The organism is Metabacillus sp. KUDC1714 (assembly GCF_014217835.1).
Taxonomy (GTDB): domain Bacteria; phylum Bacillota; class Bacilli; order Bacillales; family Bacillaceae; genus Metabacillus; species Metabacillus rhizosphaerae.
The window spans coordinates 2,886,138-2,898,784 of sequence record NZ_CP055263.1 but is presented as its reverse complement, the minus strand read 5'-3'; the positions used below and the strand labels follow the sequence as shown (position 1 = coordinate 2,898,784).

The window sequence follows — 12,647 nt, the reverse complement described above, 5'->3', positions numbered from 1 at the left end:
ATCCCCTCCCTGCTACTCAATTCTCGTAGAAACTAACATCTAGTTTTAATCACAATCACAGTCATGGTCATGGTAGCAATCATCATTTGTTGTAGAAGAAACACGAACCTGTTGATTTTGCAGTACCTTTAAGGTAATATCAACAACCATTTTTTCTTCTACTTTAGTAAAGTACCCTTCGCCAATAGGTGCAGAGTTTGGAAGATGAACTCTATCTATTGCTTCATCCCATTCAATTATTTTGCTGGAAATTAATTCACAGAATGGGAGCTCATTAAAAAATTGGGTACTTTCCTGGTGAAACTGAGATAAATCACTTGATAATAATTCATCTTTTTCCGGAAAACCTGAAGGCAATGATTTTGAAACAAAGAAATCAAACTCCTGACGTTTGTTTAATTCTGGCATCACTGGCTTAGATAAAAATTTCTTGATTTCTGTCACACATTGGAACGGAATATCGACAGTATAAGAATGTAGATCTGATGCTACAGTTTTTGACGTACTTTGTTCAATGTCTTTGCTTGGACTAGCATATTGAATATTTTTGCGGACAAATCCTTTTACAAATAGTTTGTTTGTAGGCAGAAGCAATCTACATTGAGTTATTTTCACCTGTTTTTTAATATCTTTTATCTCTAATACTGGCTCTGGAAAATCAATAAGTGCATCTACATTCACCTGTAGAGTAAGCTCTGCTAAAACGACAGGTACCTTTGCAATGATTTTTCCAATACTAACATGTGGTCGATGAGGCTTATTATCACATTCACATTGATTTGTTGAAACCTTACAGCAGTCATGCATTTTTTTATTTGTATCAGACATTTGGTCTCCTCCTAAATTCAAGATAGGGCATCATATGCGTGATAAATGACTATGTTACTGGGCACTTGCCTATAGGCATCACTCTGAACAAGTGATAAATGCCTATAAACTTAAGGTTCAGGTGAAAAAAAAAAATATATAAACTTGAATTTTTGAGCGCATATAAGTCAGAAAAATACATTAAGTAAAAAAAATTAAAAAACTTTTAAGACTATGTTTAATTACACAATCAATTTTTATGAACTTGGAATATGTATATTAGTAGAGGATTACTTGCTTTATAAACAAGAAAGGACAATGCCATGCTTCCTTCCTAGAGGAATTGCCATGATATTGCCTTCCGCCCGAATCCTATCACCACTCGCCAAAGTAAGAAGGATTCAGTTGTTTTCAGTCTATAAAGCTGTAATCCTTACTTGCTGTTTTTGCAAGATTTTAATTGTAAAGCGTAAGAACATTTTTTCTACTATTTCCTGGAATGTTCCTTCTTCGAACGGAGCATTGCCAGGAAGTGGTTTACGATCTATTGCTTCATCCCATTCAGTTATACTGCTTGATAATAACTCGCAGAATGGAAGTTCATTATAGAACTGAGTGCTTTCCTGATGGAACTGGGAAAGATCGCTCGAAAGAAGATGATCTTTTTCAGGGAAACCGTGCCCTAACTTTTGTTCTCTAAAGAAATCAAATTCTGTTCGAGTACCTACTTGCGGCAATTGAACTGGTTCATCTAATGTAACAGTAGTCACACATTCAAACGGAACATCAACCGTAAGAGACTTGATTTCGGAAGACACACACGATCCTGAAGAATTCGGGCAAGGTGTCGCGTATTGGATATTTTTACGAACAAATCCTTTTAAAAATAATTGAAAAGGCCCGGCAGAGAATGTAGGCTCTGCAGTTGGAGCTGGTGGTGTCAAAAGACGACACTGAACAATTTTCACCCTCTTTTTAATATCTTTGATTTCAAGTACAGGGTCTGGAAAATGAATATTTGCAACAAGACTAGAACTAATTTCTCTTTCCGCAAGGGTAACAGGAACTTTTATTATTGTTGTTCCAGCTGGTGCAGTAGCCGGTGGAACAGCAACATTATCACAATGGCTTACAGAAGCAGATTGATTAACATCTACACAATTTTTATCTTTATTCATTTGTTTTTTCCTCCTATTAATTAGGTTTAATTTAACCGAACCTCCTATTGTTTTAGGTTCAAGTTATCCTATGCGAACCTATGGATAAATGCAGTAGTACAAATGTGGAATTTTGGGAATAAAAAAAAGCCCAAATATATTTATAAGTACTTGCACAATGTAACGCCCAATCTGCATAGGATTCAAGAGGAAGGAGTGAGAAAATGGAAAGACTAAACTTTCTTGCCGTTGATTTAGGAAACAGTTGGTATAAGGCTTTGGCTTCTGATCAGGGAATGGTGTGCGAATATCAAATTCCAAATGCCATTGCACAATATGATGGAGAGTTTTATGAAAAACCTTATGATGATGAGGATGTAGTCTTTGAAGAAAACCTTATTGTAGAGGTGAAAAGTCCGGCAATAGTAGATAAAAGGGAAATATTTTATATTGGTAAGGCGGCTGCTAAGCAACGAGATGTAAGTTTAACGACTATTAATAATCAGAAAGTAGATGAGGATCGTACTTACATTCTGCTCTTTGCCCTTGCAGCTTATCATGCAGTGCTACTAAACCCCGAAGAAACTGTGCTATCCTATACGATTGACCAATTAGCTGTTTCTTTACCTACCACTCAATACAAAGAAAAGAAAGACAGCTTTAAGCAGCGTTTAATTGGTACTCATTCCGTTATTTTTCATAAGGTACCAGGCACTGCAGAGCCAAAGGAGTTAGTTGTCAAACTACATGTAAAAGATGTAATTGTTGGTGCAGAAGGAGCATGCGCATATTTAGGTCTTACACGTGACCAAGCAACGTTAGGAATTAAAGATGAATCTCTTATTAGTGAATCACGTAAAGGAATCATTATTGGGGACCTTGGGGGAGATTCAGTCGATTTTGTAGGCATTAAGAATAATAAACCTGTAGCTTCTGTCGAAGGAGAACAGTTCGGAATAAATCAATTTCTAGATAATATCATTCAAAAAATCAGTAAAAATGAACTGTATAAATTCGATTCGAGGTCTGAGCTTGAAGAAAAATTATCAGCAGGACAGTCGGAATGGTTTGTTGAACCGTTTGCAGGCGTAAGAAAAGATATTAGTAAATATATTATTCCACAGTTAAAATCAATGGCAATGAAATACCTTGAACATTTCGATCGAGTCCGTAGCAGTTCAAATGAAGTCAAAGGTGCAGCCCGGTATATTGCAGTTGGTGGGGCTGCAAAATTGGCCCAAAGAGAAATTCAAGAAGCTGCAGTGAAATGGTCTGAAAGAGGGCGCCCGATAGATTTATTATTTCCAGAAGATATGGAAAAGCTTAATGTTCTTGGACTGATGGTCCTGGCGAAAATGAATCAATTCAAGAAAGAAAATGGGATTAATGTTGCTCATGTTGCCGCAAAGGTTAAAGGGTGATCAAGATGGCTGAAATTTTCACCGATTATATAAACAAAACTATTTTAACTCTTCCTGACAAATTCATCGATGTCAAAACAGGAGAGTCACATATTGTATCCCAAAAAATGCAGGAACAAATCGAATACCATACTAATAACAATACACTTATTCACCTTCTGTTATCAGCCCTTAATAGTTACCTTCATCCTAAACTAATACATGGGGGTAACGAGGAAATTTTGTTTGAGTTATCAGAAATAAAAAAAATGATGCAACAGGGGTATACTCAAAAAAATAATTTCCAAGTATCAAACCCTACTAACCATCGACATCATGCACCAATAGACTTAGAGATGAGTGACATAAAGGATGTTCTTGAAGCTTTTGGAGGATAGCTTTAAGAAAAGCGCAAGCGCCTTGTTCAGACTAAGGCAGGCATAAGACGCTCAGGAATAGAAGACGTTCTTTGTCTTCAATTCCTGAGTGGCTTAGACCTAAGAGGGTCTAGGCGCTGGAGCTAGACACCAAAACTAAGTACAAAATTTTATACTATCTTAGCTATTTAAAAAGGTGAACTCAAAAACTACGGTTCACCTTTTTTTATGAAAAACACCCATAATGGTGTTAGTTACTACTTCCATTTAGCTATGATTCTAGCCCACGTTTTTTTTAATAACTAAAGGCATGAAATTGAATTTAAAATGCAACAGTGAAGGCTGTCCCATATAAAGTCATTTTTCTATTTATAGATTACACCTAATATAGAGCCTAGCTTTCTTACTAGGCTCTATATTTTAACCTGATCTATAAATGTACTGCCGGTAAGCATGTTACGGCACAGAAGCAGGAAAGGTCAACATTTATACAAATTCCAGTTTTAACTAAATCATCTACATCTTTATGATCAATTTGACAACATGGTGAACATGTTTCGTCACATCTCTTATATGAATCTTTTTCGCATTTCTTATCAGATTTAAATGTTAATAGTTCAAGAACAGCACAACTATCTTTGATGTCCTTAATTCTAAAGATGAAAGAAGTGATACAAACAAACTTTTTCTTTTTATGATGGGTTAAAATTGTTGTTGCTCCAGATGCTTTGAATGGTGCACAATCACCGCAGTAAAGAATAAAAGGAATCGTGTTTTTCGTCCATTTTTTTGACTCTCCTAATAGTTCTTTAATTGATTCTTTACATGAAGTTCTGCATCCATCATCTCCATCTGCTTTCCTTTGTGCCTTCAGTATTGCCTCCAAAATTTCTTCAACACAACTTTCATGACATTTATCGTGATCTTTGTGGTGATCTTTGTGGTCGCATTTATGGTGATCTTTATGGTGATCTTTATGGTCGCATTTATTACACATAACCGTATTTTCACTCCCTTTAAATTGATTCTTCGAAAACAGTATACGAAGTAAGACTTTTTTTGACTGAGAATTCTGCCTAGGTGAAGAGAAAAACTTCCAGTAGTTTGTAGTTGAACGGAAGGGGCTAAAGAATGTGACTCATAAGTTCTAATTCCTCTAACAATACCTATATAAAGCTTTTGGTTTAATCAAACCATAAATATATTCGGTTGAGGGGTCTGAACCTTAATTTTTAGTCAGCCAGGATGAATTAAAATGCGCATTTAATTTCACTAACCTAATATTAAGATATTCTAGAATCTATTAAATGATTGGGTTGATATATTAGTTAAGAATAAAATGTGTACTAGTTTAATATGGTCAATAACTGGAATTGATTATAATGAAGTAAAGTCCAATATTTTATAAGCATTTGTAACGTTTGCTAAGAAAATGAACTGTGAATTCATTGCTGAAGGTATTGAAACAGAGGCTGAACTTCAAAGGGTTATTGATTTAGGAATTGATTATGGTGAAGGATTTTTTATTGTAAAACAAAGTAATCCAATTCCTTCAATTACTGAAACCGCGAAACAATATATCGACTTCTTGGAACTAAAAAGTAAAAGTAGGTCTGTAACATTTGATATTTCTGATAAAATCATTATTGGGAACTAAAAACAAGTAAGTATAAAAAACCTAGTCCATAAAGGATTAGGTTTTTTAAAAGTTATAGTTCTCGGAATTCGCTTGCACACCCTAAATCAGATTCCTAATTGTTCAATATATTTTTTAATACCTGAATTTGCTCTGACCCGAAAACTCAGTTCAAATGTTTATAAAAAATAAGTGACTTCCACTCAAAGTAAGAGTCACTTCTTCCAGTATATAAGCTTGAAACGTTTTATCCTTAGTAAATGCTGAACAAGCTATTGATTATTAACGCTTCTTGTTCTTTCCGCAACCACAGCCACTTTTTTTAACTTTTTTGGATTGAGAAGTTGAAGTCGAATAGACGGATTGATTTGAGTTACTTGGTCTTAGGGATGAATTCAAGTTAAGTTTACTCATTCCTTTTCCCACCTTCCTGCGCAGTTTTTATAAGTAAGAAAATGTGCGCTAATTCTTTTGCCTCTGCACTATCTTAGTAAAGCTGTAGCCCTATATCATATTTTATGTGAACAATAGTAATTGTTTCTAAGTGAATTGCCTAATCTATAAGCTTCATCACTAGGGTCTCAATCAAACCAGCAACACCTGCAATTGCTAAAATAACGAGTAGTGGTTCCCCTCCTTGAGGCCAAAAAATCCATATTCCATACAAAAATGAAGAACACCACACACCGGTACACCAATAGCAGCTCAATAATTCACCAATCCACGCCCTCAAGCCCGATCCTTTCATTTCGATAAAGACTTCAACAGCACCATCATCACCAATTTCTTCTATTTCCTTATGGAAAGGGCGACGAATAAATTCAGTTATCTTATCAAAGACAAGTAGTCTTGTTAATCGAAAGGACGCGAATGCAAAGATGATAAGTTGTAGCCAAGTTGCCAACAATCTCCCCCCTCTAAACCATGATCCTTATACAGTATGGAAAAGATTCCTTAAATATGAGTAGGTACAGGTCACCTTTAGCAAAATATTTCACCTAGCTGTGTGTATGTCTTTAGATTATGTTCGTCTTGGAGCATTTGCTGAAAAATGGGTGTACATCTGTATGTTTTACTCATTCAAAAGATAGTGAATCTGCATTATATACAAGTAAAGGGAAACACGGCTTTTATATATCTCCTTCACTTGATCCTTCGCGTCCTTAATAGAATGAAATGGCAAAAGCGTGTTTCTCTTCTAACCTCTTAATTAACGAAAGGAGTGAGTTTTTATGTCTACTAGATGGTCTGCTTTAGATGACTGCAAAAATGAAAATACAACACAAGATGCTGTTCAAGTAACTGAAACACTTCAAGCTTCAGAGGAGCTTATTGTTATTAAAGACTCTTGCAATATCGAAGTGAAAACAACTGAAACTCAAGTCGCTGTTTCCTTACAAGCAGCAATTCAAGTTGCAATCGCCTTAGTTATTAATTTAACAATCGCTGATAGTAATCAAGCTGAAAAGGTTACCCAACAACTATTGCAAAACTCTGTTATTAAACAAGCAAACAAACAAAAACTTATTATCGAAAACTCTCGCGACGTTAAAGTAACAACTACTGACACAGATGTTGCAATCTCTCTTCAGGTTCTTATCCAAATCTTACTTGCACTATTAGTTCAAATTGACATTTTATAATATTCATACTTTTGTTTTAGAAAATCCGTTCTAGTTCAACTAGAGCGATCACTTTGTATTCATCAAGACATGCATGATAACCGAGATTGTTTATGGAATTGGGGTACGACCTAACAGATCTACTTGCCCCATTACCATTAATAAAGTGAGGTGAAAAGAAATGGCTAACGAAAAACTAAATCTACAAGAAATTTCATCCACTATGATGCAGCTCTTTGTTCAAGACGTTTTAAGTAAAAATAATATCTCAAACGAAAACAAAAAAACGCTATCAGATGAGCAAAAAGCGCAACTAAAAAAAGTAGTAGAAGACCTTCAAGCACAAGTAGACGAGTTTGTGAAAGGTTCTAAAGAAAAGAAAGTGGAAAATACAGTTGAAAAAGTGGAAGCACCTAAAAATATGACATTACGTGAAATGTTAAAAAATAGAAAAGACAAATAAACTAAAAATGGGTTTTAGTACCAAGATGTTTGTCTTATACAATAATAGATTTTCAGCATTTAATAGTAGTACATTGAAAGGAGGAAAAAAACTATGGAAGCAAGACCATATGAATGGGTAGCATTAGATCGTAATTCTTGTCATCCAACTGAATCTGACGAGGTGGCTGGAATAAATTTCTTTAACAACGATGCAACAGTACAACAAAATGCAGCACAAGTGAGTGAAACTGAACAAATTTCATCAGAAACAATTATTATTAAAGATTCTTGTGACATTAACGTTCATACTACTGACACACAAGTAGCTGTTTCTTTACAAGTTGCACTACAAGTTGCTATTGCTCTTGTTATCAACTTAACAATCGCTGATAGCAATCAAGCTGAGCAAGTTACACAACAATTATTACAACAAGCTGATATGAAGCAAGTAAACAAACAAAAACTTGTCATTGAAAACTCACGCGATGTAAATGTTACAACTACTGATACTGATGTAGCGATCTCTCTACAAGTTCTTTTACAAATCCTTATCGCATTAGTAGTAAACATTGACATTTTCTAATGACCAGATAGAGGCAGGGGAAGCCCCCTGCTTTTTTTGTAGTATCAGAATTTATAACTTTTCTTACTCAGTTTTGGTGTCTAGCTCCAACGCCTAGACCCTCTTAGGTCTAAGCCACTCAGGAATTGAAGACAAAGAACGTCTTCTATTCCTGAGCGTCTTATGCCTGCCTTAGTCTGATCAAGGCGCCTTTAGCTTTTCTTATCATTACATACCATTCACCTAAATTCTTTTCTTAATGATTCATAAACAATAGACTATAACCCACACCAACTAGTCATTACACACATAGTCTGTTAAGGACTAAAGTCAAATAACTATTCTTTAAGGAGATGACTTATCAATGGGTTGCAAAGATAAAAACCGCGACAATAATTGTGTATGTGATGCTGTAGAACAAATTTTAGCGGAACAAGAAGCTGTAGAAGAAATCAGCTGTCCGACTAGCTGCTACAGCAACTTATTAAGTCCTGTAGCTGGACCAACTAGAGATACAATTCCTTTCATCTTAACGAACAAAAAAGGTGAGCTTTTCAAGGCGTTCGGTAATGTTGGTGGATTTACAGGTGACATGACTTGCTTCAAAACAATCTTCTTCCGTGTGGAAGCTGTAGAAGATTGCTGTGCAACATTGTCATTACTACGTCCGGTTGATATGGATGGTAACACAGAAAGCGTATGTGATCCTTGTGATGAAGGATTCTTCGGTCTAGAAAAAACAGACTTCTGTATCGAAGTAGACCTTGATTGCTTCTGCGCTATTCAATGCCTATCACCAGAATTAGTTGACCGCATCGCTGACAGAAAACATCACCATCACAAATAATCCAACATGTAAAGACTGCTGCCATACAGCAGTCTTTTTTTATATGGAAGAATTAAATTAAAACCGTAACGTAATTTACTTTCTGCCCCAATGTTAGAAGATAGGCTAATGACCTAACACCTTTTTTGACCTTGCTACTTATATTAATAGTAAGAATGTTAAAAGGGAGGGAAAAAGATGCGAAATAATAATTGTGTATGTGATGCAGTTGAAAACATTTTAGACCAGCAAGAAGCCGTTAACGAAAAGTGCTCTACTAGCTGTTATAGCAACCTCCTTAACCCTGTTAAAAGTCTTGGAGATACAATTCCATTTATCTTATTCAATGAAAAAGGATCTCTATTTAAAGCCTTTGGCAACGTCGGTGGCGACTGCTTTGAAACTACTTTTTTTAGAGTTGAAAACATAAGAAATTGTTGTGCAACACTGCGACTCTTACTGCCTCTAGATTGTCACGGTCACCTTGCACATGATGTATGTGATGTTAAGAAACTAGTAAAAACAAAAAACTGTGTTGAAGTTGATCTAACATGTTTTTGCGCAATTCAATGCTTATCACCTAGACTTGTTAACTAAAGCATTTGTGGAGCGAATTAGTTGGTCTATTACCTCACATTCTCTCCTTAACAAAGAGGATAACCCATAGCAAAGGCCTCCCCTAAGTCATCCTCTTTTTTATGTTTTAAGTATTATTTAAAACCCTAATAAATTTATTGCTTTAATGTTTTCTAAAGGTAATTCAATAGGTTTGGCATGTGTTAGCGAACGAATTGTAACAATCCCATTTACCTCCGAAATAATGACACCGCGATATTTTTCCTCTGTTGATTCTATTTGACAGAGTGTCCGTGGCATATTCTTAGGTAAATTTGTGAAAAATTCAATCTTCTCTTCAATACTCATTTGTGTTATTGGTTTTCTTTGTTTTCGATATTGTTTCGCTGATTGCTCTTTTTCGACTGGATTTTCTTGAACCGGATTTTCTTGAACAGTTGACGAGATCTCTTCAGGAATTTCTAAAATTTCATTCTCTTCAGGAATTGCCTCCCTTACCAAAGTTTTCGCTTTAGTATCTACACTATCAACTCGTGGCTTTGACTTTGGTTTTGCTTTCTTCACAACAAAGGATTGCATATTGACATTAATGTCTTGATTGTCTGGCTGGACAATATACATAAGAGGTTGCATACGGTATTTTTGTTTTTGCTTATTGCTCATTTCTTTACCTCCAATTATTAAAGAATGTGCACACTCAATATGTTATGCACAAAAAGTAGGTAATGTGCCTAATTCCATTAATGATTAGTGATAAATCATCAAACCTGATTTCAATATCCAAAATCATATTCACTGCAACTAATGACATTTTTTGAGTGAAAAGTGTATTAAAATAACCGCCCCACTAAAAACATTTAATATTTACATTAAATTTACTCTCACTTAACAATTTCTTGTTATTGTCGTATTACGTAGAAATTTAAGAGGAGAAGCCGTTACTGCTTTTAAGAACTTCCCTACATTTTTTCATCTATAAAAATAACATAACAAATACATATTACTTTCCAATCAAAAGAAAATGTATGATTCCTTACAAACCAAACTTTTAGAGAGCGACTTATGCTTTGCTATTTTTACATTCGTCGAATATCGATATATGGATGGTTATCTTAATAAATTTTGTTAGTTCTTTCCCATTTCCTACGTCATGACTAAATATACAATAACCTTCAGTAGTGATGGATCAAAGGAGAAAAATCATGAACAATGTACATACAGACTTTATCAGTGAAAAGGTTTCTTTAAAGGATGAATTTATGGATATCCTTAGGAAGAAACAACTCAGCATTCATTTTCAGCCAATTGTTCATTTTCATAGCCATCAGACATATGGGTTTGAGGCTTTATCAAGAGGGCCACTAAAAAGTTCTTTTTATAGTCCTTCACGTTTATTTCCTTATGCAGAAAAAGAAGGATTGTTATATACACTGGAAAAAATCGCAAGAGAACGTGCATTTGAGGAGAGCAAAGGTATTTTACAAGGTAAAAAACTGTTTATTAACCTAAATTCACGAGTGATTTATGATAGCAAGTTTAATCCTGGTCATACCATTTCTTTACTACAAAATTATGGAATCAACCCTAATAATGTTGTTTTTGAAATTACAGAAAGAAATGCGATTCATGACTTTGCTGCATTTAGGAGTGTATTAAATCATTATCGAGAACAAGGCTTTCAAATTGCAATTGATGATGCTGGGGCTGGTTATTCTTCTTTACAATCGATATCTGAATTGATGCCAGACTATATTAAGGTTGATCGTTCGTTAGTAAGTGGAAGCGATCCAAATGAGGTAAAGTCTAATATTTTAGAAGCATTTGTTATGTTTGCCAAGAAAATGAATAGTGAAATTATCGCTGAAGGTATTGAAACTGAAGCTGAACTTCAACATGTAATTCAACTAGGAATTGATTATGGTCAAGGCTTTTTTATCGCTAAACCCAATAATCCAATTCCTTCTATTACAAATTCAGCCCAAAAATGTTTTGACTTGTTGGAACGTAAAAGTAGAAGTAGGTCTGTAACTGTTGATATTTCTGATGAAATCATTCTTATACAAAACGGGATCGTAATTAAGCGTCAGCCCGCAAGAGAGCTTATGGATGAAAGTAAGATAAAACTTGCAAAGGTTGTTGAGGCATTTTAACAAACGCATGAACTAGGTAGCAATACAGCCATCAAAAATAATACCGCTTTAATCAAAACATTCCTCTTCTTATATAAAACAAAAACCTAAGCCATAATGGATTAGGTTTTTGTTTTAACGTTAAATTAGATTCATTTATCCTAAAATATGATAGCCTGAATCAACATGTAAATTTTCGCCTGTCATACCTCTTGATAAATCACTAAATAAGAATAAAGCTGTATCGCCAACTTCTTCTGGCGTTGTTGTTCTACGTAATGGTGAACGTTCTTCAATTTCTTTTAGGATTGAATTGAAATCACTAATTCCTTTTGCTGAAAGTGTGCGAATTGGACCAGCAGAAATCGAGTTAACGCGAATTCCATCTTTACCAAGGTCACTAGCTAAATATCTTACACTTGCTTCTAATGAGGCTTTTGCTACACCCATTACGTTGTAGTTAGGTAGAACACGCTCTCCACCAAGGTATGTTAATGTAACTATGCTTCCGCCTTCAGTCATAAGACCTCTTGCTTCTTTTGCAACAGCTGTTAAAGAATAAGAACTAATATTTTGCGCTAGTAAGAAACCATCGCGAGTAGTATTTAAATATTCGCCTTGCAATTCTTCTTTGTGGGCAAATGCGATACAGTGTGCAACACCATGGATCACACCTACTTCTTCTTTAATTGCAGTAAAGCATGTTTTTACTTCTTCATCATTTGTTACATCACAAGGTAAAACAATTGAATCATTACGCTCTAACGATTCAGCTAAGTCACGTACAGATTTCTCTAAACGTTCCCCTGCATATGTAAAGATTAGTCTAGCACCAGCATTATGTAAAGAACGTGCAATCCCCCATGCGATGCTACGTTTGTTCGCTACTCCCATAACCACAATATTGCGTCCATTAAGTGATAAGCTCATGTACATCCTCCTAATATTAATACATGTTATTAGTACCTGGTTATAATTATAGCATTAAATTACTCGAAGTGCTAGGAATGAAAAGTAATGGCACCTATTATTAAATGAGACGATGATTTTGCAACTTTGAAGTAGAATTTTGAAACTTTTAAGTGGAATTTTGCAAATCTAAAGGATAATC

The 12,647-nt window shown here is 34.9% G+C and carries 14 protein-coding genes and 1 pseudogene; 9 read left to right on the top strand and 6 right to left on the bottom strand.

Annotated features, from left to right (window positions below; all coding sequences use genetic code 11):
• Positions 1–45: 45 nt before the first annotated feature.
• On the bottom strand, positions 46–828 hold the full coding sequence (locus HUW50_RS13835) for a CsxC family protein (protein WP_185652907.1): 783 nt from the start codon (positions 826–828) through the stop codon (positions 46–48).
• A 395-nt stretch (positions 829–1,223) separates the two neighbouring features.
• A complete protein-coding gene (locus HUW50_RS13830; protein ID WP_185652906.1) occupies positions 1,224–1,985 on the bottom strand; it encodes a CsxC family protein in 762 nt (253 codons plus the stop codon).
• Positions 1,986–2,188: 203 nt separating this feature from the next.
• Between HUW50_RS13830 and HUW50_RS13825 the strand changes: the two genes are divergently transcribed.
• Together HUW50_RS13825 and HUW50_RS13820 are read left to right on the top strand one after the other, a co-directional pair.
• Positions 2,189–3,385: a ParM/StbA family protein gene (locus tag HUW50_RS13825; RefSeq protein ID WP_185652905.1), complete on the top strand. Its 1,197-nt coding sequence runs from the start codon at positions 2,189–2,191 to the stop codon at positions 3,383–3,385.
• Between the two features lie 5 nt (positions 3,386–3,390).
• On the top strand, positions 3,391–3,762 hold the full coding sequence (locus HUW50_RS13820) for a hypothetical protein (protein ID WP_185652904.1): 372 nt from the start codon (positions 3,391–3,393) through the stop codon (positions 3,760–3,762).
• Positions 3,763–4,171: 409 nt separating this feature from the next.
• On the opposite strand, the gene HUW50_RS13815 is transcribed toward HUW50_RS13820, so the two are convergent.
• Positions 4,172–4,738 carry a CotY/CotZ family spore coat protein gene (locus HUW50_RS13815; RefSeq protein WP_185652903.1) on the bottom strand — a complete coding sequence of 189 codons (567 nt, stop codon included), beginning with the start codon at positions 4,736–4,738 and terminating at the stop codon, positions 4,172–4,174.
• Between the two features lie 426 nt (positions 4,739–5,164).
• Here HUW50_RS13815 and HUW50_RS13810 point away from each other — a divergent pair.
• Positions 5,165–5,398 (top strand): annotated as a pseudogene (locus tag HUW50_RS13810) (hypothetical protein); the annotation flags it as partial.
• 532 nt (positions 5,399–5,930) lie between these two features.
• Here HUW50_RS13810 and HUW50_RS13805 read toward each other — a convergent pair.
• On the bottom strand, positions 5,931–6,284 hold the full coding sequence (locus HUW50_RS13805; protein WP_185652901.1) for a DUF1360 domain-containing protein: 354 nt from the start codon (positions 6,282–6,284) through the stop codon (positions 5,931–5,933).
• Positions 6,285–6,609: 325 nt separating this feature from the next.
• On the opposite strand from HUW50_RS13805, the gene HUW50_RS13800 reads away from it, so the two are divergent.
• The 5 genes from HUW50_RS13800 to HUW50_RS13780 all read left to right on the top strand — a co-directional run bounded on the left by HUW50_RS13800 (position 6,610) and on the right by HUW50_RS13780 (position 9,428).
• Positions 6,610–7,020, top strand: coding sequence for a spore coat protein (locus HUW50_RS13800; protein ID WP_066336256.1), 411 nt, complete (start codon positions 6,610–6,612; stop codon positions 7,018–7,020).
• A gap of 160 nt (positions 7,021–7,180) precedes the next feature.
• Positions 7,181–7,462 (top strand): hypothetical protein, encoded by a 282-nt coding sequence (locus HUW50_RS13795; protein WP_185652900.1) that lies wholly within the window; start codon positions 7,181–7,183, stop codon positions 7,460–7,462.
• Positions 7,463–7,555: 93 nt separating this feature from the next.
• Positions 7,556–8,026, top strand: coding sequence for a spore coat protein (locus tag HUW50_RS13790; RefSeq protein WP_185652899.1), 471 nt, complete (start codon positions 7,556–7,558; stop codon positions 8,024–8,026).
• Positions 8,027–8,369: 343 nt separating this feature from the next.
• On the top strand, positions 8,370–8,852 hold the full coding sequence (locus HUW50_RS13785) for a CotY/CotZ family spore coat protein (protein ID WP_066336260.1): 483 nt from the start codon (positions 8,370–8,372) through the stop codon (positions 8,850–8,852).
• Between the two features lie 177 nt (positions 8,853–9,029).
• Complete coding sequence (locus HUW50_RS13780) at positions 9,030–9,428, top strand: CotY/CotZ family spore coat protein (RefSeq protein WP_066336261.1); 399 nt, start codon at positions 9,030–9,032, stop codon at positions 9,426–9,428.
• A 117-nt stretch (positions 9,429–9,545) separates the two neighbouring features.
• Here the strand turns inward: HUW50_RS13780 and HUW50_RS13775 are convergent, their stop codons facing one another.
• A complete protein-coding gene (locus HUW50_RS13775) occupies positions 9,546–10,070 on the bottom strand; it encodes a CotO family spore coat protein (RefSeq protein ID WP_185652898.1) in 525 nt (174 codons plus the stop codon).
• Between the two features lie 539 nt (positions 10,071–10,609).
• Here HUW50_RS13775 and HUW50_RS13770 point away from each other — a divergent pair.
• On the top strand, positions 10,610–11,557 hold the full coding sequence (locus HUW50_RS13770) for an EAL domain-containing protein (protein WP_185652897.1): 948 nt from the start codon (positions 10,610–10,612) through the stop codon (positions 11,555–11,557).
• 135 nt (positions 11,558–11,692) lie between these two features.
• On the opposite strand, the gene fabI is transcribed toward HUW50_RS13770, so the two are convergent.
• Positions 11,693–12,466, bottom strand: coding sequence for an enoyl-ACP reductase FabI (gene fabI, locus HUW50_RS13765; RefSeq protein WP_185652896.1), 774 nt, complete (start codon positions 12,464–12,466; stop codon positions 11,693–11,695).
• Positions 12,467–12,647 lie beyond the last annotated feature (181 nt).